The following is a 23,735-nucleotide window of genomic DNA, read 5'->3' on the forward strand; positions in this document are numbered from 1 at the left end:
TTTGGCAAACAGCCCCAGAATTATTCTTTACAGATTGGGGGAGCCCGGCGCGATTTCAAGCCCAGAGGCCGATTTTCTCCGCGCGCCGGAAACGATGCCGTTATTCTGACCGTTATCATGCCAGCCAGTTCCCCAGGCAACAGGGTAAATATAGTGCATATTGCCCCGCTTAACCTGAGATTAATCAGCAACGTGGCAAAAAGAAAAGCCCGCAACCTGAGGTTGCGGGCTTTTTCATCGTGCGCCGGTTCGCCAGGCGAAACCGGGGGCGCCGTTCATCGCGCCCGGCACGCAGGCATTACGCCTGTTGAGTTTGGTTCATCAGCTCGCTGAAGGTAGTGGCTTTTTCAGTCACTTTCGCTTTTGCCAGCAGGGCTTCAACCGCTTGCTCTTCCAGAGCCACGTTGCGCATGTTGTTCATCAGCTCTTTGTTTTTGCTGTAGAACTCAATGACTTCGCTCGGATCTTCGTAGGCGGAGGCCATTTCTTCGATCAGCGTCTTCACGCGGTCTTCGTCAGCTTTCAGATCGTTGGTGCTGATCACTTCGCCCAGCAGCAGGCCAACCACTACGCGGCGTTTGGCTTGCTCTTCGAACAGCTCGCGTGGCAGTTCCAGCGCTTGCTTCTCGTTGCCGCCGAAACGCTGTGCAGCCTGACGACGCAGCACGTCGATTTCGCCGTCGATCAGCGCAGCAGGCACGTCGATTTCGTTCGCGCTCACCAGGCCTTCGATCGCCTGAGACTTGATGCGGTTACGCACGGCGCCTTTCAGCTCGCGCTCCATGTTCTTGCGAACTTCGGTGCGCAGACCGGCAACGGAACCGTCCGCCACGCCGAAACGCTTGATGAACTCTTCGGTCAGTTCAGGCAGCTCGCGCTCTTCAACTTTCTTCAGCACGATAGCGAATTTGGCCGCTTTGCCCTTCAGGTTTTCCGCGTGGTAGTCTTCCGGGAAGTTCACGTCGATGGAGAACTCTTCGCCCGCTTTGTGACCGACCAGACCTTCTTCGAAGCCTGGGATCATGCGGCCCTGGCCCATTGCCAGCACGAAGTCGGACGCTTTGCCGCCTTCGAACTCTTCACCGTCGATAGAACCGGTGAAGTCAACGGTCACGCGATCTTCAGCTTCCGCCGCGCGATCGGTTTCTTTCCAGGTCGCCTGCTGCTTGCGCAGAGTGTCCAGCATCGCGTCGACGTCTTCGTCGTTCACTTCCACTACTGGTTTTTCAACTTCGATGTTTTCCAGGCCTTTCAGCTCAACTTCTGGATACACTTCGAATTCAACGGCGAAAGTGAAGTCTTCACCTTCTTTGTACTCGCCCGGCACGTAGTTTGGTGCGCCGGCCGGATTAATCTTTTCTTTGATGATCGCGTCAACGAAGCTGCGCTGCATCGCTTCGCCCAGCACGTCCTGACGAACAGAGGCGCCGTAACGCTGTTCCACGATGTTCATCGGCACTTTGCCTTTGCGGAAGCCGTCGATACGCACGCTTTTCGCTGCGTTGATCAGCTCTTTCTTCACCGCCTGCTTGATAGTATCAGCCGGTACAGTAATAGAGAGACGGCGCCCAAGGCCTTGAGTGGTTTCTACTGAAACTTGCATCTTGTTACCTCAAAAAAATCACAGTGCTCGGTCAACTCCGTTCCAAGAACCAGGACGGCTACAAATAAGAACCGAGTTCCCTGATGACAGAAGCGTCCCGAAACCATTCCGGAAAAATAAGACGCGACATTATAGCGGCGCATGCATGGCGAGTCGAGGAAAGCTAGGCGGCGCAGGCGCGCTAAAAATCACACTTTTGTCGATTCGATCGCCAAAAGGCCGCCAAAACAGACCGAACGTTGGCCATATTGCGCATCGGCCGTGTCGTCGTCAAAAACAGAAACGGCCCGCAGGCCGTTTCAAAATTCGTCAGTAGTAATACCCTAATTCGAGGGCAAAGTTCCACTGATACCTGAAAATTTCCCCCTCAGGCCAGCGTCCCGGCGCCGCGGCACGGCGGCGAGGCCGGCACGGTATCCTGCAACCCTTCCCACTCTTTGAGCGTATAGGTGTGCAGCGCCAGCGCGTGTACGCCATCGGCCAACTCTTCCGACAATACCCCGTAGATGGAGCGGTGACGCGTCAAAAACCGTTCGCCGACGAAGCGATCGCTGACCAATACCACTTTGAAATGACTTTCTGAACCCGCCGGAACGTTATGACGATAGCTTTCATCAACGACTTCCAGATACGCGGGCTCAAACGCCGCCCTTAACTTTGCTTCTATTTGCTCGCGAATCATAGGATCTCCTTACAACACCGGCAGAGGACCGTGCCCATCTAGTTCAATATTAGCCGGTTTTCCCCCGTTTAGACCATCGCCTGGACAAATTTCTCTTTTCTGCGGTCAGAGGATGAGCGTCATCCCCGCCGCTTGGGGGATTATCCGATTGAGCGGGCCAAAAAAGCGTGTTTTTATCAACGGCAGGTAAAAATTTGTCACTCAGGCGCCTTCCGCGCTTCCACCGCACGGCGGCGATGCTATGATGTCGGCAATTCGTTGTCGGCTATCCCGCTCTGATTATTGCTAAATCCATCGAGAATGAGACAGAAAACATGTTAAAGAAACTTTGTCTTCCTTTGCTGACCGCCCTGCTGCTGGCCGGCTGCGCGACCAGCAGCAACACCCTGAACGTCACGCCGAAAATCGTTCTGCCGCAGCAGGATCCGACCCTGCAGGGCATCACCATCAGCATCAACGGCGCGGATCAGCGCACCGATCAGGCGCTGGCCAAGGTGAACCGCGACGGCCAACTGGTCACGCTGACGCCGTCGCGCGATCTGCGTTTCCTGCTGCAGGAAGTGCTGGAGAAACAAATGGGCGCCCGCGGTTACATGATTGGCGCCGACGGCCCGGTCGCGCTGCAGGTGGTCGTCAATAATCTGTACGCGGACGTATCCGAAGGCAACCTGCGCTACAACATCACCACCAAAGCCGACATCTCGATCATCGCCCAGGCGAAGAACGGCAACAAGCAGGTGAAAAACTACCGCTCGACCTATAACGTGCAGGGCGCCTTCACGGCGACCAACGACAAGATCACCGACGCCGTCAACTCCGTGCTGGGCGACGTGATCGCCGACATGGCGCAGGACACCAGCGTCAACGACTTTATCAAGCAAAACGCGCGCTAATCGGCGCGCCTGGCGCCGCCCGGCGGATCGGGCGGCGCAGACAGGGAACTCATGTCGAAACACTATCTGAACATCTTCACCCAGCGTAACTCCGCCATTCTGCTGCTGCTGGGCTTCGCGTCGGGTCTGCCGCTGGCACTGACCTCCGGCACGCTGCAAGCCTGGATGACCGTCGAAAACATCGATCTGAAAACCATCGGCATCTTCTCGCTGGTGGGCCAGGCTTACGTCTTCAAATTCCTCTGGTCGCCCTTCATGGATCGCTATACCCCGCCGTTCCTCGGGCGGCGGCGCGGTTGGCTGCTGATCAGCCAGCTGCTGCTGGTGGCGGCGATCGTGGCGATGGGCTTTATGCAACCCGCGCAGCACCTGTGGTGGCTGGCGGCGTTGGCGGTGCTGGTGGCGTTCTGCTCCGCCTCGCAAGATATCGTGTTTGACGCCTATAAAACCGACCTGCTGAAAGCCGAAGAACGCGGCGCGGGCGCGGCGATATCGGTGCTGGGTTATCGGCTGGCGATGCTGGTTTCCGGCGGCCTGGCGCTGTGGCTGGCGGATCGCTATTTCGGCTGGCAAGCCACCTACTGGCTGATGGCCGGATTGATGCTGATCGGCGTGGCTGCCACGCTGATGGCGCCGGAACCGGATGAAAGCATCCCGGCGCCGCGCACCATGGAACAGGCGGTCGTCGCGCCGCTGCGCGATTTCTTCGGCCGCAACAACGCCTGGCTGATCCTGCTACTGATCGTGATGTACAAAATGGGCGACGCCTTCGCCGGCAGCCTGAGCACCACCTTCCTGATCCGCGGCGTGGGATTCGACGCCGGCGAAGTGGGGCTGGTGAACAAAACCCTCGGGCTGTTCGCCACCATCGTCGGCGCTCTGTTCGGCGGCGTGCTGATGCAGCGTCTCACCCTGTTCCGCGCCCTGATGCTGTTCGGCGTCCTGCAGGCGGTATCCAATCTCGGCTATTGGATTCTGGCGGTGACCGACAAGAACCTGCTCACCATGGGCAGCGCCATCTTCCTTGAAAACCTGTGCGGCGGCATGGGCACCGCGGCCTTCGTCGCGCTGCTGATGACGCTGTGCAACCGTTCGTTCTCCGCCACCCAGTTCGCGCTGCTGTCGGCGCTGTCCGCCGTGGGTCGCGTTTATGTCGGGCCGATCGCCGGCTGGTTCGTCGAAGCCCATGGTTGGCCGCTGTTCTATCTGTTCTCGATCGCCGCCGCGCTGCCGGGCTTGCTGTTGCTCGGCGTCTGCCGCCAGACGCTGGAACACACCCAGCAGCATGGCGATTTTATGCCGCGCACCGCGTTTACCCAGGCTTACCGCTGGGCGCTGCGCCTGCTGACGCTGGGCTGCTCGCTGCTGGGGCTGTGGTTGCTGCTGCTGATCGCCAATGCGCTCGACTGGACGCAGGCGCCGCTGTTGGCCGACCGGCTGCTGCAGATCGGCGCAGCATTGAGCCTGCTCGGCGTCGCGATGGGCAGCATGCTGGATTATCTGGCGCTGCGCCGCGCTCGTTTGGCGTAACCCGACCGGCCGGCGATTTTGCCGGCCGAAAAAAAAGCGATCCGGGGGTGTATTTATTTCGTTAAAAAAAGATAATCAGCGAGAAAATTATTTTTTTATCCGACTGCGGCGCTCGGAAATAAAATTAAATTCACCTTTAAGACACAATTATTTTACATTAAATAAACCTTTTCTGCGTATTTCCCCGCCGCGCATTTCTTCGCCAGATTCATCATACCTTTAGTTTTCCTTAACATACGGACTGCTCGTCACGATTCAGCGTGCCAACGCGTTGTTGTCATTGGTAAATTGTCACGCAGGGTTACATCTGTGACCCCCTTAACAGAAAGTGTCAACAAGCCGCTGACACTCCCTTAAGCATGTTTACAGTACTGCAACCTTCCCGTAAAATGCCCGCACACATGAAACGACAATTGAGCCTTTGTTATTGAGGTCGTTAGATGAGACTTAAGAAATACAATAAAAGTATTGGGATGCTGTCATTAATTGCAGGCACTGTATTGCTCAGTGGCTGCGATATGGTTTTGATGAATCCCAAAGGAGCAATTGGTGTTGAGCAACGGACACTGATTATCACTGCAATCGCGTTGATGTTGATCGTGGTGGTGCCAGTTATCTTCATGGCGTTCGCCTTTGCCTGGAAGTATCGCGCTTCCAACAAAGACGCCAAGTACAGTCCGAACTGGGCCCACTCCAACAAGATCGAAGCGGTCGTCTGGACCATTCCTATCATTATCATCGCCATCCTTGGCACCATTACCTGGAAGACTACCCACGAACTCGACCCGTTCAAGCCGATTGTCACCGACAAGAAGCCGATGACGATCGAAGTGGTGTCGCTCGACTGGAAATGGCTGTTCATCTATCCGGAACAAGGCATTGCGACCGTTAATGAGCTGGCTTTCCCGAAAGATGTTCCAGTCGAATTCAAGATCACCTCTAACTCGGTAATGAACTCGTTCTTTATCCCGCAGTTGGGTGGACAGATTTATGCGATGGCCGGCATGCAGACCAAACTGCACCTGATCGGCAACGAAGCCGGTGCCTACAAGGGCATCTCCAGCAGCTACAGCGGCGCAGGCTTCTCCGGTATGAAATTCACCGCGATCGTTACCCCGACCGAAGGCGACTTCGATCAGTGGGTGGCCAAGGTGAAGGCATCGCCTAAAAACCTGAACACCACCGACGACTTTAACAAACTGGCAGAGCCGAGTGAAAACAACCCGGTCGAGTACTTTGCCGCTGTCAAACCGAATTTGTTCAAAGAAACAATTGCCAAATTCATGGGCGACATGGATATGCACAAGGGCGCTGGCGCGCACGAAGGCATGGACATGAGCCAAGGTATGGACATGGGTGAACATGCTGCTCACGCCGGAGCCGAGGAATAACTGATGTTGGGAAAATTAACACTTGATGCGGTTCCGTACCACGAACCGATCATCATGGTCACCGTAGCCGCAATTATCGTCGGGGGCCTGGCAGTGCTGGCGCTGCTGACCTATTTCGGCAAATGGAAGTGGCTGTGGAGCGAATGGCTGACTTCGGTCGACCATAAAAAAATTGGTATCATGTATATCGTCGTGGCGATGGTCATGCTGCTGCGCGGCTTCGCCGACGCCATCATGATGCGTAGCCAGCAGGCGTTGGCGTCCGCCGGCGAAGCCGGATTCCTGCCGCCGCACCACTACGACCAGATCTTCACCGCGCACGGCGTCATCATGATCTTCTTCATGGCGATGCCTTTCGTGGTCGGCCTGATGAACGTCGTGGTGCCGCTGCAAATCGGCGCGCGCGACGTCGCCTTCCCGTTCCTGAACTCCCTGAGCTTCTGGTTCTTCGTGGTGGGCGTTGTGCTGATCAACATCTCCCTGGGGGTCGGTGAATTCGCTCAGACCGGTTGGCTGGCGTATCCGCCGCTGTCGGGTAAAGAGTACAGTCCTGGCGTCGGGGTCGATTACTGGATCTGGAGTCTGCAGATTTCCGGTCTGGGTACCCTGCTGACCGGCGTGAACTTCTTCGCCACCATTCTGAAGATGCGTGCCCCTGGCATGCCTATGATGAAGATGCCGGTGTTCACCTGGGCGGCGCTGTGTACCAACGTCCTGATCATCGTTTCTTTCCCAATTCTGACCGTCACCATCGCGCTGCTGACCCTGGATCGCTATCTGGGCACCCATTTCTTCACCAATGATATGGGCGGCAACATGATGATGTACATCAACCTGATTTGGGCCTGGGGTCACCCAGAGGTGTACATTCTGGTTCTGCCGGTGTTCGGCGTGTTCTCCGAAGTCACCGCGACCTTCTCCAGAAAACGCCTGTTCGGCTATACCTCACTGGTATGGGCAACTATCGCGATCACCGTTCTGTCGTTCATCGTCTGGCTGCACCACTTCTTCACCATGGGGTCCGGCGCGAACGTTAACGCCTTCTTCGGTATCGCCACCATGATCATTTCCATCCCGACCGGGGTGAAAATCTTCAACTGGCTGTTCACCATGTATCAGGGCCGCATCAAGCTCAACTCCGCAATGCTGTGGACCGTTGGCTTCATCATCACCTTCTCCGTGGGTGGTATGACCGGCGTTCTGCTGGCTGTGCCGGGCGCGAACTTCGTGCTGCACAACAGCCTGTTCCTGATCGCGCACTTCCACAACGTCATCATCGGCGGCGTGGTGTTCGGTTGCTTCGCGGGCCTGACCTACTGGTTCCCGAAATCCTTCGGCTTCACGCTGAACGAAAAATGGGGCATCCGCGCGTTCTGGTTCTGGATCATCGGCTTCTTCACCGCCTTCATGCCGCTGTACGCATTGGGCTTTATGGGCATGACCCGTCGTATCAGCCAGAACATTAACCCTGAGTTCCACCCTCTGCTGCTGGTTGCAGCCGGCGGTGCGGCGCTGATCGCCTGCGGCATCTTGTGCCAGCTGACCCAGATCTTCGTCAGTATCCGTGACCGCGAACAGAACCGCGATCTGACCGGTGACCCATGGGGCGCTCGTACTCTGGAGTGGTCAACGTCTTCTCCACCGCCGTTCTATAACTTTGCCGTAGTGCCGCAGATTCATGACCGTGATGAGTTCTGGGACATGAAAGAAAAAGGCGAAGCCTATAAGAAACCGGCTAAGTACGAACCGATTCATATGCCTAAGAACACCGGCGCCGGCGTTATCATCGCCTTCTTCAGCCTGGTATTCGGTTTCGCAATGATTTGGGAAATCTGGTGGATGGCTCTGGCCGGTTTCATCGGTATGATCGTCGTCTGGATCGGCAAGAGCTTCGATCACGATGTTGACTACTATGTGCAGGTTGATGAAATCGAGCGCATTGAGAACCAACACTACGAACAAATCCGTAAAGCAGGCGTGAACCATGTCAACTGAAACTCTGACCAATCATAACGCAGCCCATGCAGAGCATGGGCACCACGATGCGGGTGAGACCAAGGTCTTCGGATTCTGGATCTACCTGATGAGCGACTGTATTTTGTTTGCGAGCTTGTTCGCGACTTATGCAGTCCTGGTGAACGGGACCGCCGGCGGTCCCTCTGGCAAAGACATCTTCGACCTGAAGTTTGTCTTGGTCGAAACTTTCCTGCTGTTATTCAGCTCCATCACCTACGGCATGGCGATGATCGCCATGAACAAGGGTAAAGTTGGCGGTGTAAACACCTGGCTGTTCCTGACCTTCCTGTTCGGTCTGGGCTTCGTGGCGATGGAAATCTATGAATTCCATCACCTGATCGCCGAAGGCTTCGGTCCGGATCGCAGCGCGTTCCTGTCCAGCTTCTTCGCGCTGGTCGGCACCCACGGTCTGCACGTGACTTCCGGCCTGATTTGGATCATCGTGCTGATGATTCAGGTGAGCAAGTTCGGCCTGACCGCGACCAACAAAACCCGCCTGATGTGCCTGAGCCTGTTCTGGCACTTCCTGGACGTGGTCTGGATCTGCGTATTTACCGTTGTCTACCTGCTGGGGGTTATGTAATGAGCCATTCATCCCATGAAACCTCTCACGGCGGCGCAAGCCACGGCAGCGTGAAGTCATACCTGATCGGCTTTATCCTGTCGATCATCCTGACGGTAATTCCATTTGCGATGGTAATGAACGGCACTGCCTCTCATTCCACCATCCTGGCGGTTGTTGTCGGTATGGCGGTTATCCAGGTGATTGTTCACCTGGTTTACTTCCTGCACATGAACACCTCATCGGAAGAGCGCTGGAACCTGGTGGCATTGCTGTTCACCGCTATGATCATCGGTATCGTTGTTGTAGGTTCACTCTGGATTATGTACAACCTCAACATCAATATGATGGTCGATTAAGAGCTGAGCTGCACGTGATGATTAAGCAATACCTGCAAGTCACTAAACCAGGAATTATTTTCGGCAATTTAATTTCTGTCGTTGGGGGATTCCTGCTCGCTTCCAAAGGGAGCATCGACTATCCCCTGTTTCTCGCCACCCTGGTGGGTGTCTCGTTGGTGGTCGCGTCGGGCTGTGTGTTTAACAACTACATCGACCGCGACATCGACAAGAAGATGGAGAGAACGAAGAATCGGGTGCTGGTAAAAGGCCTGATCGCGCCGAGTGTCACCCTGGTTTATGCGACCGCGTTGGGTATTGTGGGCTTCGCGTTGCTGTATATCGCGGCCAACCCGCTGGCCATGTGGCTGGCGGTGATGGGCTTCGTGGTTTATGTCGGCGTTTATAGCCTGTACATGAAGCGCCACTCGGTCTACGGCACGCTGATCGGCAGCTTGTCGGGCGCCGCGCCGCCGGTTATCGGTTACTGCGCGGTCACCAACGAGTTCGACGCCGGCGCGTTGATCCTGCTGGCTATCTTTAGCCTGTGGCAGATGCCGCATTCTTATGCGATCGCTATCTTCCGCTTTAAAGATTACCAGGCGGCCAACATTCCGGTGCTGCCGGTGGTGAAAGGCATTTCCGTCGCCAAGAACCACATCACGGTCTACATCCTGGCGTTTATGATCGCCACGCTGATGCTGACCCTGGTGGGCTACGCCGGCTACAAATACCTGATCGTCGCTGCGGCGGTGAGCGTATGGTGGCTGGGCATGGCGCTGCGCGGTTACAAAACCGAAAACGACAGCGTCTGGGCGCGTAAACTGTTCGTGTTCTCCATCGTCGCCATCACCTCGCTGAGCGTGATGATGTCGATCGACTTCAGCGCCACGGCGGCGCCTGAAGCGCTGGTGACCTACGTTTGGTAAGCCAAATCATCTGTCAATGGGCCGCGTATGCGGCCCATTTTATTTGTCACGCCGAAAAGCGGCCAAACTGTAATATCTGTTAAACAACATTCGATTTACCCCCCCCTGCCCTGCACACTAAAATGACGCAGCTTTACAGAAATCATGCCATCAGGCGCTGTCTCAACGTCTGATGGCATGGTTTTTACCGAGGTTTGATGTGAACGATAATTCAATGACCCCGCAGGAGCGCCGCGCCACCTGGGGATTGGGCACCGTATTCTCCCTGCGCATGCTCGGCATGTTTATGGTATTGCCTGTGTTGACCACCTACGGCATGGCGCTCAACGGCGCCAGCGAAGCGCTGATCGGCATCGCCATCGGCATTTACGGCCTGGCGCAGGCGGTGTTTCAGATCCCGTTCGGCCTGGTGTCCGATCGCATCGGCCGCAAGCCGCTGATCGTCGGCGGCCTGCTGATCTTTGCCCTCGGCAGCGTGATCGCCGCCGTCACTGACTCTATCTGGGGCGTGATCCTCGGCCGCGCGTTGCAAGGCTCCGGCGCCATCGCCGCCGCGGTAATGGCGCTGCTCTCCGATCTGACCCGCGAACAGAACCGCACCAAAGCGATGGCGTTTATCGGCGTCAGCTTCGGCATCACCTTCGCCATCGCCATGGTTCTGGGCCCTATCATCACTCACGCCTTGGGCTTGCACGCATTGTTCTGGATGATCGCCGTGCTGGCGCTGGCCGGTATCGTCATCACCCTGGCAGTGGTGCCTTCCGCCGACACCCATCTGCTGAACCGCGAGTCCAGCATCGTGCGCGGCAGCTTCCGCAAAGTGCTGAGCAACTCGCGCCTGTTGAAACTCAACTTCGGCATCATGTGTCTGCACATTCTGCTGATGTCGAGCTTCGTGGCGCTGCCGCTGGCGATGGAAAAAGCCGGGCTGGCGGCCAGCGAACACTGGATCGTCTACCTGGTGACCATGCTGGTGTCGTTCGCCGCCGTGGTGCCGTTCATTATCTATGCCGAGAAATATCGCCGCATGAAGCAGGTGTTTATGGGCTGCGTGGCGGTGCTGTTCTGCGCCGAAGTGCTGCTGTGGCTCTCCGGCGCTCATCTATGGGGCATCATCGCCGGCGTGCAGCTGTTCTTTATGGCCTTCAACGTGATGGAAGCCATCCTGCCTTCGCTGATCAGCAAAGAATCGCCGGCCGGCTATAAGGGCACCGCGATGGGGGTGTACTCCACCAGCCAGTTTATCGGCGTGGCGATCGGCGGCAGCCTCGGCGGCTGGCTGTACGGTTTGCAGGGGGCAGGCTTGGTGTTTATCGCCGGCGCAGTATTGGCCGCCGTCTGGTTCCTGGTCAGCAGCACCATGAAAGAACCGCCGTATGTCAGCAGCCTGCGCATTACGCTGTCGGAACTGGCGGTGAAGGATTCAGCGCTGGAAAGCCGCCTGAAGGCGCAGCCCGGCGTGGCCGAGGCGATCGTCGTGCCGGAAGAGCGCAGCGCCTACGTCAAGGTGGATACCAAGCAGACCAATCGCGGTCAGTTGGAAGCGCTGGTCAATTCGCTGTAAAAAATCAGGGCCGGCAATGCCGGCCCCGTCGAGATTAATCGCGGAAGTTCTTGAACTGGAACGGCTGGCCCAGATCGCCGCCGCGCACCAGCGCCATCACGCTCTGCAAGTCGTCGCGTGACTTGCCGGTCACCCGCACTTCTTCGCCCTGGATCTGCGCCTGCACCTTCAGCTTGCTGTCTTTGATCAGCTTGACGATTTTCTTCGCCACGCTGGTTTCAATCCCCTGCTTCAGCTTGGCTTCCACGCTGTAGGTTTTACCGCTGTGGGTAAACTCTTCCGGGATCTCCAGCGCGGCGCCGTCGATGCTGCGCTTGCTCAGCTTTTCGCGCAGAATGTCGAGCAGCTGCTGCACCTGAAAATCAGACTCGGTGGCAACCTTGATGCTTTGATTCTTCTCGTTTAGCTCAAAGCTGGCCGGCACGTTGCGAAAATCCCAGCGGGTGCCGAGATCGCGGGTGGCGTTCTCAACGGCGTTACGCACTTCCTGCATATCAATTTCGGAAACGATGTCGAAAGATGGCATACTTCTTCCTCCTGAATGAGTGCCTAATAGCTTAGGCGATTTTGATGCCGAGCATGATAACCGCTTTGCCGCCTCAGACAAAATCTGCTGAACGCACGCAGGGATAGCGCTTCAGGCTGCCATAAAGCCTATAGTTAGATCACGGTAATTGAGCGGTATTCCCGTGTTTCCAAGGAGACTGAATGAAAATAACCATTCTTGGTTGCGGCGCGCTCGGACAACTGTGGCTCTCCCGGCTGTATCAGCAGGGCCACGATGTACAGGGATGGCTAAGAGTGCCGCAGCCTTTTTGCGCCGTGAACGTGATAGAGCCGGAAGGCGTCTCGTTTAATCGCAATTTGCCCACCAACGATCCGGAGCACCTCGCGCAAAGCGAGCTGCTGCTGGTGACGCTGAAAGCCTGGCAGGTATCCAGCGCGGTCAGCGCGCTGTTGCCGAAGCTGAGCCCCCGCTGCGCCATCTTGCTGCTGCACAACGGCATGGGCACTCAGGAAGAGCTGCCGCCGAACGGCCAGCCCATCTTGCAGGGCACCACCACCCACGCCGCGCGCCACGAAGGCAGCACCATTATCCACGTCGCCACCGGCATCACCCACATCGGCCCCACCTCACCGGCCGCCCAGCACCTCAGCCACTTGGCGGAAGTGCTGCATCAGGCACTGCCCGACGTCGCCTGGCACAACAACATCGCCTCGGCCAACTGGCGCAAGCTGGCGGTCAACTGCGTGATCAACCCGCTGACGGCGCTGTACGGCTGCCGCAACGGCGATCTGCAGCGCTACCCGGAGCAGATCGAAGCGCTGTGTCGTGAAGTCGCCAGCGTGATGGCCATGGAGGGTTACCACACCTCCTGCGAAGGCCTGATGCAATACGTGATGGACGTGATCCACAGCACCGCCGACAACGTTTCGTCGATGCTGCAGGATATCCGCAGCCAGCGGCATACCGAGATCGACTACATCACCGGCTACCTGCTGCGCCGCGCGCGCAGCCACGGCCTCACGCTGCCGGAGAATGCGCGGCTGTTTGAATTGATTAAACGAAAGGAAAATGAATATGAGCGTATCGGCGCTGGTCTGCCTGGCACCTGGTAGCGAAGAAACCGAAGCCGTCACCACCATCGATCTGCTGGTGCGGGCGGGCGTTAAAGTCACTACCGCCAGCGTCGCCGGCGACGGCGAGCTGACTATCGTTTGTTCGCGCGGCGTCAAGCTGCTGGCCGACGCGCCGCTGGTGGCGATCGTCGATGAGCCTTTCGACGCCATCGTGCTGCCCGGCGGCCTGCAGGGGGCGGAATGCTTCCGCGACAGTCCGCTGCTGGTGGAAAAAGTGCGGCAGATGCATCTGCAGGGCCACATCGTCGCCGCCATCTGCGCGGCCCCGGCGCTGGTGTTGCAGCACCACGATCTGTTCCCGATCGGCAACATGACCGGTTTCCCGGGTTTGAAAGATCGGATACCGGCGGATAAATGGATGGAGCGCCGCGTGGTGTACGACGCGCGCGTCAACCTGCTCACCAGCCAGGGGCCGGGCACCGCGATGGAGTTTGCACTGAAGCTGATAGACCTGCTGCTCGGCAAGGCCAAAGCGGCGGAGATCGCCGCGCAGCTGGTGCTGATCCCTGGGATGTACGATTTCCGCGACTGAGCGGCTTGCCGATAAAAAAAGGGCTGAACACCGGTTCAGCCCCTCTCATTTACGCCGCTGCCCGCGTTACGGGCGATAAACCTTCACGTTGCTGAAGCCCTGCTCCAGCAGGTACAGCGCCTGCAGGCGGCTCATTACGCCGCGCTCGCAGTACAGCAGATAGGTTTTGCTCTGATCCAGATCGCCGAACTGGGTGCTCAGCTTATAGAACGGCAGCGCTTTCACTTCAACCTGTTCCAGCTGCAACGGCTTCTCTTCCTGCTCGTCGTTGGAACGGATATCCAGGATCACCTCGTCGGCGCCGAAGGCCGCGACGGTTTCCACTTCGGTCACCTGCTCCTGCGCCTGCTCGGCGATGGAGCGAATATCGACGTTCTTCGCCTCGCTCACCACCCGATCGAGAATGCTGAAATCGAAGTGGCTTTCTTCCTCTTCAATCTTGGCCTTGACGGCTTTTACCGTCGGGCTCTTCGAAATCACGCCGCAGTATTCCGGCATGGTTTTGGCGAAGTCCTCGGTGCCGATTTCACGCGCCAGTTTGATGATGTGCTCTTTATCGTGCGAGATCAGCGGACGCAGGATCAGCGTATCGGACGCATTGTCGATCAAGCGCAGGTTGGTCAGCGTCTGGCTGGACACCTGCCCCAGCGCCTCACCGGTTACCAGCGCCTGCACGCCGTAGCGTTCGGCCACTTGCGAAGCGGCGCGCACCATCATGCGCTTGAGCACCACGCCCATCTGACCGTCGTCGACTTTCTCCAGGATCTCGCCCACCACCGGTTCGAAGTCGATGGCGACGAAGCGCACCTTGTGCGAGCTGGCGAAACGGTTCCACAGATAGTGCGCCACCTGCTTCACGCCAATCTCATGCGCGGCGCCGCCCAGGTTAAAGAAGCAGAAATGCACGCGGCAGCCGCGACGCATCAGCATATAGCTGGACACGCCCGAGTCGAAACCGCCGGAAATCAGCGACATCACGTCTTCCTGAGTGCCGACCGGGTAACCGCCGATGCCTTCGAGGCGGCGTTTAACCAGCATCAGCTTGTCGTCTTCGATCTCGAGGTTTACCGTGACCTGCGGGCGGGTCAGGTTAACGCGCGCGCTGTCGATATGCTGGTTCAGACCGCCGCCGACGTAGCGCTCCACGTCCTGCGAGTTGAACGCCTGCTTGCCGCGGCGCTTGACGCGCACGCAGAAGGTTTTGCCTTCCAGCTGGGCGCGGTAGGCTTCCAGTGTCTGCTCGAAGATGTGGTGGATATCGGTATAAGCGCGATCTTCCACTTCCAGAATATGGTGGATGCCGGGAATGCGCGTCAGCGCGTCGGCGATGACCGGCCGCTGGTTTTCATCTTTGGCGCGAACTTCGATATGATCCCAGTGACGGACGACCGCCAGCGTTTCATCATACTGCTTCAGGACGTTGCGAATATTGGTCGAGAGAATCTTGATAAAGCGCAAGCGCACAGATTGGCTCTTGATGGTGATTTCCGGGAACAATTTAATGATAAACTTCATGGCGGTCTTTGTTGTCAGATAAGAATTACGGCGCGGAGTATATCACCATATCGCCGTGCTCTGCGCACAAAACCACACATGAGCGCCATGATTTGCTAATCAAGATCCGCTAGGATAGGCTCTGGCGCCACGGTTCACATGATGACGTAAAAAGAAAATTATGCCGAAAAAACCAGCACAATCAGCCAGTACAGAGCAAACAGCCAGCTTTGAAAGCGCCCTCGGCGAGCTGGAAAGCATCGTGACGCGTCTGGAGTCGGGCGAACTGCCGCTGGAAGACGCGCTGAACGAATTCGAACGCGGCGTGCAGCTGGCGCGTCAAGGCCAGCAGAAACTGCAACAGGCGGAACAGCGTGTGCAGATCCTCCTTAACGACAGCGCCGACGACGCGGCGTTGGCGCCTTTCACACCGGATACCGAGTAACCGACATGTCTGAGATCGTCCCATCGGCCGCTTTTGCCGATCAACTGCAGATTTTCCGCCGGCGCGCCGATCGCGCGCTGCTGGATTTCATCGCCCCGCTGCCGTTCAACAACGGCAACATGGTGGCGGCGATGCGTCATGGCGCCTTACTGGGCGGCAAGCGCCTGCGCCCGTTCCTGGTGTACACCACCGGCCAGATGTTCGGCGTATCGCTGACCAACCTGGACGCGCCGGCGGCGGCGGTGGAATGCATTCACGCCTACTCGCTGATCCACGACGATCTGCCGGCGATGGACGACGACGATCTGCGCCGCGGCCAGCCGACCTGCCACATTAAATTCGGCGAAGCCAACGCGATCCTGGCCGGCGATGCGCTGCAAACGCTGGCGTTTTCGATCCTGGCCGATGCCGAAATGCCCGACGTGGCGCTGCGCGATCGGCTGGCGATGGTCTCCGAACTGGCGGCGGCCAGCGGCGTCGCTGGCATGTGCGGCGGCCAATCGCTGGATCTGGAGGCCGAAGGCAAGCGCGTCGATCTGCAGGCGCTGGAGCAGATCCACCGCCACAAAACCGGTGCGCTGATCCGTGCCGCGGTGCGTCTGGGCGCGCTGAGCGCCGGCGAAGCAGGACGAGCGGCGCTGCCGCAGTTGGATCGTTACGCCGCTGCGGTCGGCCTGGCGTTCCAGGTGCAGGATGACATTTTGGACGTTGTCGGCGAGACTGAAAAGATCGGCAAGCGCCAGGGAGCGGACCAACAACACGGAAAGAGTACCTACCCGGCGTTACTCGGGCTTGACAGCGCGAAAGCAAAAGCGTGGGATCTCTATCAGGAAGCATTAGCTGCATTAGACACTTTGGCAGCGCAATCTTATAACACAGCGCCATTGCGAGCGTTAGCCAGCTTCATTATTGAACGCGACAATTAACGTGTGACGTTAACTCCTCTGATATGAGTATCGAATGAGTCTTGATATAGCCAAATACCCAACCCTGGCGCTAGCGGAAAACCCCGAGGAACTCCGCTCACTGCCCAAAGAGAGCTTGCCGAAGCTGTGCGATGAGCTGCGGCAATATCTGCTGAACAGCGTCAGTCGCTCCAGCGGCCACTTTGCCTCCGGGCTGGGTACCGTCGAACTGACGGTGGCGTTGCATTTCGTCTACAACACGCCGTTCGATCATCTGGTGTGGGACGTCGGCCACCAGGCCTACCCGCACAAAATCCTGACCGGCCGCCGCGACCGGATCGCCACTATCCGGCAAAAGAACGGGTTGCACCCCTTCCCGTGGCGCGCCGAAAGCGAATACGACGTGCTGTCGGTCGGCCATTCGTCAACCTCGATCAGCGCCGGCCTCGGTATGGCGGTGGCGGCAGAGCGTGAAGGCAAAGGCCGCCGCACGGTGTGCGTGATCGGCGATGGCGCCATCACCGCCGGCATGGCGTTCGAAGCGATGAACCACGCCGGCGACATCAATCCGGACATGCTGGTGGTGCTGAACGACAACGAGATGTCGATCTCGGAAAACGTCGGCGCGCTGAACAACCATCTGGCACAGCTGCTGTCCGGCAAGCTTTACTCCACCCTGCGCGAAGGCGGCAAAAAAGTGCTGGCCGGCGTGCCGCCGATCAAGGAGCTGGTGAAACGCACCGAAGAGCACCTGAAAGGCATGGTAGTGCCGGGTACGCTGTTCGAAGAGCTGGGCTTCAACTACATCGGCCCGGTAGACGGGCACGACGTACAAGGCCTGGTCGCCACGTTGAAAAACATGCGCGATCTGAAAGGCCCGCAGCTGTTGCACATCATGACCAAGAAAGGCCGCGGTTACGCGCCGGCGGAGAAGGATCCGATCAGCTTCCACGCGGTGCCGAAGTTCGATCCCGCCAGCGGCACGCTGCCGAAAAGCGCCGGCGGTCTGCCGACCTATTCGAAAATCTTCGGCGACTGGCTGTGTGAAACCGCCGCCAAAGACAGCTCACTGATGGCGATCACGCCGGCGATGCGCGAAGGTTCCGGCATGGTGCAGTTCTCGCGCGACTATCCGCAGCAATATTTCGATGTGGCGATCGCCGAGCAGCACGCGGTCACCTTCGCCGCCGGGCTGGCGATCGGCGGCTACAAGCCGGTGGTGGCGATCTATTCCACCTTCCTGCAACGCGCCTACGATCAGCTGATCCATGACGTGGCGATCCAAAACCTGCCGGTGATGTTCGCCATCGATCGCGGCGGCATCGTAGGCGCCGACGGCCAGACCCACCAGGGGGCGTTCGATCTGTCGTTCATGCGCTGCATCCCGACCATGGTGATCATGACGCCGAGCGACGAAAATGAATGCCGCCAGATGCTGTATACCGGCTATCACTACAACGACGGCCCGAGCGCCGTGCGCTATCCGCGCGGCACCGGCACCGGCGCTGCGCTGGAGCCGCTCAGCCTGCTGCCGATCGGCAAAGGCGTGGTGCGCCGCCAGGGGGAAAAGATCGCCATTCTCAACTTCGGCACCCTGCTGCCGGAGGCCGCTGCGGCGGCGGAAGCGCTCAACGCCACGCTGGTCGACATGCGCTTCGTCAAACCGCTGGACGAGCAGCTGGTGCTCGAACTGGCCGCCAGCCATGAAACGCTGGTCACGCTGGAAGAGAACGCCATCATGGGCGGCGCCGGCAGCGGCGTCAACGAACTGCTGATGGCCAAACGCCGTCCGGTGCCGGTGCTGAACCTCGGCCTGCCGGACAGCTTCGTCTCACAGGGCACCCAGGAAGAACTGCGCGCCGATCTGGGGCTGGACGCCGCCGGCATTCAGCGCCAAATCGAAACCTGGCTGGCGCAGTAATTCGCCACTCGCGCCTGATAAAACGCCTCCGCCTTCGGGGGCGTTTTCATTTCCGCCCTCCGGGATCCGCGCTACAGTTACTGTCTGAGCTGTGAATGGGAGGCAAGCATGAAGTATCTCAAACTGGGCAACACCGATCTGAACGTCTCGCGCATCTGCCTGGGTTGCATGACCTACGGCGAGCCGAGCCGCGGCAATCACGCCTGGACGCTGCCGGAAGAAAGCAGCCGCCCACTGTTGAAACAGGCGCTGGAAGCCGGCATCAACTTTTTCGACACCGCCAACAGCTATTCCGACGGCAGCAGCGAGGAGATCCTCGGCCGGGCGCTGCGCGACTATGCACGCCGCGAGGAGGTGGTGATCGCCACCAAGGTCTATTTCCCGCTGAGCAACCTGGAGCGCGGTTTGTCGCGCGCCAAGATCATGCAGTCCATCGATGACAGCCTGCGCCGTCTCGGCACCGACTATGTCGATTTGCTGCAAATCCATCGCTGGGATTACGAAACGCCGCTGGAAGAGACGCTGGAAGCGCTGCACGACGTGGTGAAAGCCGGTAAGGCACGTTACATCGGCGCCTCTTCCATGTACGCCTGGCAGTTCGCCAAGGCGCTGTATACCGCCGATCTGCACGGCTGGACGCGCTTCGTCAGCATGCAGGATCAATACAACCTGATCCAGCGCGAAGAAGAGCGCGAGATGCACCCGCTGTGCGCCGCCGAAGGCATCGCCGTACTGCCGTGGAGCCCGCTGGCGCGCGGCCGCCTGACCCGCCCCTGGGGCGAAACCACCGCCCGCCTGGTCTCGGACCAGTTCGGCAAGAGTCTGTACGATGAAACCGAAGGCATCGACGCCATTATCGCCGAGCGCGTCGCCAGCCTGGCGGAGGAACGCGGCGTGCCACGCGCGCAGATCGCGCTGGCCTGGCTGCTGAACAAGCCGGCGGTCAGCGCGCCGATCGTTGGCGCGTCACGCAGCGAGCAGTTGGACGACGCCATTGCCGCGGTCGATTTGAGTTTGTCGCCGCAAGAGGTGGCGGAGTTGGAAACGGCTTACGTGCCGCATCGGGTGACGGGATTTGAATAAGAAAAGCGGGCGCGAAGAACCGCGCCCGGCTGTCAGAACAGCCCGATCGGCCAGTGGTGCCCAATCAGGTAGATGATGCCCGCAGACAGCACGCCGGCGATGATATCGTCGACCATGATGCCCATGCCGCCATGCACATTGCGGTCAAACCAGCGGATCGGCCACGGCTTCCACATATCCAGAATGCGGAAGATGACGAAACCGGCGGCGACCCAGCGCCAATCGTTGACCGGCAGCGCCATCAGCGTGATCCACATGCCGACGAACTCATCCCAGACGATGCTGCCGTGATCGTGCACCTTCATGTCTTTTGCCGTGCGGTGGCAAATATAGACGCCGATGCAAATGCTGAACATCACCGTCAGCGAGTAGAGCTGCCACGGCAGTTGGATCAGCAGCAGCCAGAACGGGATCGCCGCCAGCGATCCCATGGTGCCCGGCATCACCGGTGACAAACCGCTGCCGAAACCGGTGGCCAGCAGGTGCCACGGATTGCTCATCCGCAGCCGACGCTTGGCTTCATCCATGGGTGCCCGGCTCCGCGTTGAAATGATCGAACCCGGCCCAGTCCAGCACCACCGCCTCGTCGTTGCGGTAATAGCGAATGCCTTCAGACAGCGGGCCAATCTGGCCGATACAGGTGTAATCGGCCCCGAGGTGGCTCAGCGCCACGTCCAGCGCGCCGCGGTTGATCTCCGGCACGGTGAAGCACAGCTCGTAGTCTTCGCCGCCCGCCAGCGCCCAACGCAGCGCCTGTTCGGCATCGGCATGGCTGCTCAGCGCCTGCGACATCGGCAGCTCGTCCAGCACGATGCGCGCGCCGCAGTCGCTGGCCTTCAGGATGTGCTTCAGATCGGAAATCAGGCCGTCGGAAAGATCGATTGCCGAGCTGGCCAGATCGCGCAGCGCCTGCCCCTGCAGCACCCGCGGCTGCGGACGCAGATGGCGAGCGACCAGATAATCGCGCGCCGCGCTATCCGTCACCGCCAGGCGATCCTGCAGGATCGCCAAACCGGCGGCGCTGTCGCCCAGCGTGCCGGTCACATAGATCCAGTCGCCGATGCGCGCGCCGCTGCGGCTCAACGCCCGGCCGGCCGGGATCAGCCCCTGAATGGTCAAGGTCATGCTCAGCGGGCCGCGCGTGGTATCGCCGCCGATCAGCTGCATGCCGTAATAATTGAGTTGATCGAACAGGCTGTCGCTGAACGCCTTCAGCCAGGGTTCGTTCACCTCCGGCAGCGTCAGGGCCAGCGAGAGCCACGCCGGATCGGCGCCCATCGCCGCCAGATCGCTCAGATTGACCGCCAGCGCTTTATACCCGAGATCGGCCGGATCGATGTCCGGCAGGAAGTGAATGCCCGCGACCAACGTATCGGTACTGACGGCCACCAGCTGTTTTTCCGGCACTGCCAGCAGTGCGCAGTCATCTCCAATGCCCAACTGTACATCCCGGCGCACGCGCTTAAACCGGTCAAAATAGCGGGCAATGAGGTCAAATTCGCCGCATGCCATATCGATATTCCACTAGAAGAAATTAAGGCCGGGAATGCCGGCCTTAATGTTTTTACTTTTTCTTGCGAAGGGTTGGCGCCACTTTATCCAGCACCCCGTTCACAAACTTGTGGCTGTCTTCCGCGCCGAAGGTTTTCGCCAGCTCGATCGCTTCGTTGATCGCCACCTTGTAAGGGACATCCTCGCGCATTTTCAGTTCAAACAGCGCGACGCGCAGCACCGCGCGTTCCACCTGGCCCAGCTCTTCGAGCTGACGCGACAGGTAAGGCGCCATCAGTTCGTCCAGCATACCTGCATTCACTGCCGCGCCGGACAGCAACTCGCGAAAATAGGCGACGTCAACATCTTTGACATCCTGCTCCGTCAGGAACTGGTGTTCAACATCGGCAAGGTCGTTTTTAGACAACTGCCAAGAGTAAAGCGCTTGAACAGCGCACTCACGAGCGCGGCGACGAGCAGCAGGTTTCACGGAATTCCCCTTAACTAAATTCAGGCTTTAATAGCTTTGATAACATTAATCATTTCAAGTGCGGTCAACGCGGCTTCAGCGCCCTTGTTGCCCGCTTTGGTGCCGGCGCGTTCGATCGCTTGTTCGATGCTTTCGGTAGTCAGCACGCCAAAGGCAACCGGGATTTCGGCATTCATCGCAACGTTGCCGATGCCGGAGCTGGCTTCGCCCGCCACATATTCGAAGTGCGCGGTGCCCCCACGGATAACGGTGCCCAGCGCGATAACCGCGTCGTATTTGCCGGTTTTGGCCAATACGCTCGCCGTCAGCGGCAGCTCGTAAGCGCCCGGGACCCAGACAACGGTGATGTTGTCGTCAGCAACCTGACCAATGCGTTTCAGCGCGTCGATGGCGCCTTCCAGCAGGCTGTCGTTGATGAAATTGTTAAAACGTGCAATTGCGATCGCCACACGGGCATTTGGAGTAGCAACAACACCTTCGATAACTTTCATGGGCTTTCCTTAAAAATGGGTTCAATACCCCGCAGGGGGGCGGATTCTATCATATTCTTTCATCGCCTGCGCGGCGCTTTTGTAAAACCGGCGCGCGGGCGCGAGATTCAGTGTTTCGCCCGCAGGCGCAAACGCAGATCGGGGCCAACCTGGCGCACGTCGCTAAAGACAAATTCCGGCGCGTCGGCCAACCGCTCCAGGCCCGGCAGATGACACAGACCGCGGCTATTATCGCCCAACAGTTTCGGCGCGATATACAAAATGAGCTCATCCACCAGGCCGGCCTGCAGCAATGCCCCGGCCAGCGATGCGCCCGCCTCCACCCAGATTGAATTCACCTGGCGCTTGGCCAACAGCATCATCATCACCACCAGATCGATACCGCCGCCGTGCGCCGGGCAGATAAACTGCTCAACGTCTTGCGGCCAGGCCTGTTCATCCGCCTGCAGCCGCGCCAGCCAGGTAGCGCCCGGCTGCTGCACCACGCGATGCTGTGGGGTGATGCGATTTTGGCTGTCGAGCAGGATACGCAGCGGCTGACGCAGATTTTCGCGCGGATAGAGGCGCTGGGTCTCGGCATCCAGCTCATCCCAACGCACCGTCAGCGACGGATCGTCCGCCAGCACGGTGGCGCTGGTGCTGAGAATGGCGGCGCTCTGCGCGCGCAGCCGCTGCACGTCCTGACGCGCTTCGGGTGAGGTGATCCACTGGCTTTCGCCGGAGGCCATCGCCGTGCGGCCGTCCAGCGACGCGCCCAGCTTCAGTTGCACATAGGGAAAACCGGTGCGCATGCGTTTGAGGAAGCCCAGGTTGACCGCTTCGGCCTCGGCCAGCATCAGGCCATGACGTACTTCGACGCCGGCTTGCTGCAGCTTGTACAAGCCGCGCCCCGCCACCTGAGGATTGGGATCTTGCATCGCCGCGACCACCCGCGTCACGCCGGCGGCCACCAGCGCATCGGCGCAGGGAGGCGTGCGGCCGTGATGGCTGCACGGCTCGAGCGTCACATAGGCGGTGGCGCCGCGCGCCTTGTCGCCCGCCATGCGCAGCGCGTGCACTTCCGCGTGCGGCTCGCCGGCGCGCAGATGATAGCCTTCACCGACAATTTCGCCGTCGCGCACGATAACGCAGCCGACGTTCGGATTGGGCGCGGTGGTGAAACGCCCCAGCCGCGCCAGCTCGAAGGCGCGCGCCATGTAAAATTCGTCGTGATGCATGAAAGATCCTTTAGTCTTGCAGGCGGGCAATCTCTTCGCCGAACTCGCGCACGTCTTCGAAGCTGCGGTACACCGACGCGAAGCGAATGTAGGCGACCTTATCCAGCTTTTTCAGCGCGTCCATCACCAGATTGCCGACTAACTTGGTCGGCACTTCGCGTTCGCCGGTGGCGCGCAGTTGGGATTTGATATGGTTAAGGGCGTTTTCCACGTCGTCCGAGCTGACCGGGCGCTTTTCCAGCGCTTTCAGCATTCCGCGACGCAGTTTGTCTTCGTTGAACGGCTCGCGCACCTCATCGCTTTTAATCACTCGCGGCATCACCAGCTCGGCCACCTCGAAGGTGGTGAAGCGTTCATTGCACACCAGACACTGGCGACGACGGCGTACTTGCGAACCGTCCCCCACCAGGCGGGAATCAATGACTTTGGTATCAACGGCGGCGCAGAAAGGGCAATGCATAACACGTCCTGATAAACGTTTTTTATAGATAAATGCAGTTTAACCCGAAGTGAAGCC

24 protein-coding genes are annotated in these 23,735 nt (G+C 58.9%); 14 read left to right on the plus strand and 10 right to left on the minus strand.

What is annotated here, in order from left to right; genetic code table 11:
- Window positions 1–298 precede the first annotated feature (298 nt).
- Both tig and bolA read right to left on the minus strand, forming a co-directional pair.
- Window positions 299–1,603 carry a trigger factor gene (gene tig / locus ACUTQY_RS12070; RefSeq protein WP_031300019.1) on the minus strand — a complete coding sequence of 435 codons (1,305 nt, stop codon included), beginning with the start codon at window positions 1,601–1,603 and terminating at the stop codon, window positions 299–301.
- Window positions 1,604–1,970: 367 nt separating this feature from the next.
- Window positions 1,971–2,285: a transcriptional regulator BolA gene (bolA, locus tag ACUTQY_RS12075; protein ID WP_004940361.1), complete on the minus strand. Its 315-nt coding sequence runs from the start codon at window positions 2,283–2,285 to the stop codon at window positions 1,971–1,973.
- Window positions 2,286–2,599: 314 nt separating this feature from the next.
- On the opposite strand from bolA, the gene ACUTQY_RS12080 reads away from it, so the two are divergent.
- The 8 genes from ACUTQY_RS12080 (at window position 2,600) to ACUTQY_RS12115 (ending at window position 11,508) form a co-directional block, all read left to right on the plus strand.
- Window positions 2,600–3,178: a lipoprotein gene (locus tag ACUTQY_RS12080; RefSeq protein ID WP_033642071.1), complete on the plus strand. Its 579-nt coding sequence runs from the start codon at window positions 2,600–2,602 to the stop codon at window positions 3,176–3,178.
- Between the two features lie 51 nt (window positions 3,179–3,229).
- Window positions 3,230–4,708, plus strand: a complete 1,479-nt coding sequence (gene ampG, locus ACUTQY_RS12085; protein WP_033642070.1) for a muropeptide MFS transporter AmpG — start codon at window positions 3,230–3,232, stop codon at window positions 4,706–4,708.
- Window positions 4,709–5,148: 440 nt separating this feature from the next.
- Entirely contained in the window at window positions 5,149–6,099 is a 951-nt protein-coding gene (gene cyoA / locus ACUTQY_RS12090; RefSeq protein ID WP_033642069.1) for a cytochrome o ubiquinol oxidase subunit II, read from the plus strand.
- Window positions 6,100–6,102: 3 nt separating this feature from the next.
- Window positions 6,103–8,094: a cytochrome o ubiquinol oxidase subunit I gene (gene cyoB, locus ACUTQY_RS12095; protein ID WP_033642067.1), complete on the plus strand. Its 1,992-nt coding sequence runs from the start codon at window positions 6,103–6,105 to the stop codon at window positions 8,092–8,094.
- Window positions 8,084–8,698, plus strand: coding sequence for a cytochrome o ubiquinol oxidase subunit III (locus tag ACUTQY_RS12100; RefSeq protein WP_004940367.1), 615 nt, complete (start codon window positions 8,084–8,086; stop codon window positions 8,696–8,698). Before cyoB ends, ACUTQY_RS12100 begins: the two co-directional genes overlap by 11 nt.
- On the plus strand, window positions 8,698–9,036 hold the full coding sequence (locus ACUTQY_RS12105) for a cytochrome o ubiquinol oxidase subunit IV (RefSeq protein WP_004940369.1): 339 nt from the start codon (window positions 8,698–8,700) through the stop codon (window positions 9,034–9,036). Before ACUTQY_RS12100 ends, ACUTQY_RS12105 begins: the two co-directional genes overlap by 1 nt.
- Window positions 9,037–9,053: 17 nt before the next feature.
- Window positions 9,054–9,944, plus strand: coding sequence for a heme o synthase (gene cyoE, locus ACUTQY_RS12110; protein WP_025301761.1), 891 nt, complete (start codon window positions 9,054–9,056; stop codon window positions 9,942–9,944).
- A gap of 199 nt (window positions 9,945–10,143) precedes the next feature.
- Window positions 10,144–11,508, plus strand: a complete 1,365-nt coding sequence (locus ACUTQY_RS12115; protein ID WP_025301760.1) for an MFS transporter — start codon at window positions 10,144–10,146, stop codon at window positions 11,506–11,508.
- Between the two features lie 34 nt (window positions 11,509–11,542).
- On the opposite strand, the gene ACUTQY_RS12120 is transcribed toward ACUTQY_RS12115, so the two are convergent.
- Window positions 11,543–12,034 (minus strand): YajQ family cyclic di-GMP-binding protein, encoded by a 492-nt coding sequence (locus ACUTQY_RS12120; protein ID WP_004940373.1) that lies wholly within the window; start codon window positions 12,032–12,034, stop codon window positions 11,543–11,545.
- 182 nt (window positions 12,035–12,216) lie between these two features.
- Here ACUTQY_RS12120 and panE point away from each other — a divergent pair, with 182 nt between their 5' ends.
- Window positions 12,217–13,128, plus strand: a complete 912-nt coding sequence (panE, locus tag ACUTQY_RS12125) for a 2-dehydropantoate 2-reductase (protein ID WP_033642065.1) — start codon at window positions 12,217–12,219, stop codon at window positions 13,126–13,128.
- A complete protein-coding gene (gene yajL, locus ACUTQY_RS12130; RefSeq protein ID WP_033642064.1) occupies window positions 13,091–13,681 on the plus strand; it encodes a protein deglycase YajL in 591 nt (196 codons plus the stop codon). Before panE ends, yajL begins: the two co-directional genes overlap by 38 nt.
- A 66-nt stretch (window positions 13,682–13,747) precedes the next feature.
- Here the strand turns inward: yajL and thiI are convergent, their stop codons facing one another.
- A complete protein-coding gene (gene thiI / locus ACUTQY_RS12135; RefSeq protein WP_033642063.1) occupies window positions 13,748–15,196 on the minus strand; it encodes a tRNA uracil 4-sulfurtransferase ThiI in 1,449 nt (482 codons plus the stop codon).
- Between the two features lie 160 nt (window positions 15,197–15,356).
- Between thiI and xseB the strand changes: the two genes are divergently transcribed.
- The 4 genes from xseB to ACUTQY_RS12155 all read left to right on the plus strand — a co-directional run bounded on the left by xseB (window position 15,357) and on the right by ACUTQY_RS12155 (window position 19,529).
- Window positions 15,357–15,620 carry an exodeoxyribonuclease VII small subunit gene (gene xseB / locus ACUTQY_RS12140; RefSeq protein WP_033642062.1) on the plus strand — a complete coding sequence of 88 codons (264 nt, stop codon included), beginning with the start codon at window positions 15,357–15,359 and terminating at the stop codon, window positions 15,618–15,620.
- A 5-nt stretch (window positions 15,621–15,625) separates the two neighbouring features.
- Window positions 15,626–16,546 carry a (2E,6E)-farnesyl diphosphate synthase gene (gene ispA / locus ACUTQY_RS12145; protein ID WP_033642061.1) on the plus strand — a complete coding sequence of 307 codons (921 nt, stop codon included), beginning with the start codon at window positions 15,626–15,628 and terminating at the stop codon, window positions 16,544–16,546.
- A gap of 34 nt (window positions 16,547–16,580) precedes the next feature.
- Entirely contained in the window at window positions 16,581–18,446 is a 1,866-nt protein-coding gene (dxs, locus tag ACUTQY_RS12150; protein ID WP_033642060.1) for a 1-deoxy-D-xylulose-5-phosphate synthase, read from the plus strand.
- 108 nt (window positions 18,447–18,554) lie between these two features.
- Complete coding sequence (locus tag ACUTQY_RS12155) at window positions 18,555–19,529, plus strand: aldo/keto reductase (RefSeq protein WP_033642059.1); 975 nt, start codon at window positions 18,555–18,557, stop codon at window positions 19,527–19,529.
- 32 nt (window positions 19,530–19,561) lie between these two features.
- On the opposite strand, the gene pgpA is transcribed toward ACUTQY_RS12155, so the two are convergent.
- The 6 genes from pgpA to nrdR all read right to left on the minus strand — a co-directional run bounded on the left by pgpA (window position 19,562) and on the right by nrdR (window position 23,678).
- Complete coding sequence (gene pgpA, locus ACUTQY_RS12160; protein ID WP_033634010.1) at window positions 19,562–20,056, minus strand: phosphatidylglycerophosphatase A; 495 nt, start codon at window positions 20,054–20,056, stop codon at window positions 19,562–19,564.
- Window positions 20,049–21,041 (minus strand): thiamine-phosphate kinase, encoded by a 993-nt coding sequence (gene thiL, locus ACUTQY_RS12165; protein ID WP_033642058.1) that lies wholly within the window; start codon window positions 21,039–21,041, stop codon window positions 20,049–20,051. The genes pgpA and thiL overlap by 8 nt, the downstream gene beginning before the upstream one ends.
- A gap of 52 nt (window positions 21,042–21,093) precedes the next feature.
- Window positions 21,094–21,510 (minus strand): transcription antitermination factor NusB, encoded by a 417-nt coding sequence (nusB, locus tag ACUTQY_RS12170; protein WP_004940384.1) that lies wholly within the window; start codon window positions 21,508–21,510, stop codon window positions 21,094–21,096.
- Window positions 21,511–21,530: 20 nt separating this feature from the next.
- Entirely contained in the window at window positions 21,531–22,001 is a 471-nt protein-coding gene (gene ribH / locus ACUTQY_RS12175; protein ID WP_004940385.1) for a 6,7-dimethyl-8-ribityllumazine synthase, read from the minus strand.
- A 107-nt stretch (window positions 22,002–22,108) separates the two neighbouring features.
- Window positions 22,109–23,218 carry a bifunctional diaminohydroxyphosphoribosylaminopyrimidine deaminase/5-amino-6-(5-phosphoribosylamino)uracil reductase RibD gene (gene ribD / locus ACUTQY_RS12180; RefSeq protein WP_046688355.1) on the minus strand — a complete coding sequence of 370 codons (1,110 nt, stop codon included), beginning with the start codon at window positions 23,216–23,218 and terminating at the stop codon, window positions 22,109–22,111.
- A 10-nt stretch (window positions 23,219–23,228) separates the two neighbouring features.
- A complete protein-coding gene (gene nrdR, locus ACUTQY_RS12185; RefSeq protein ID WP_004940387.1) occupies window positions 23,229–23,678 on the minus strand; it encodes a transcriptional regulator NrdR in 450 nt (149 codons plus the stop codon).
- Between the last annotated feature and the right edge of the window lie 57 nt (window positions 23,679–23,735).

This window comes from Serratia sp. TSA_130.1 (assembly GCF_052691795.1).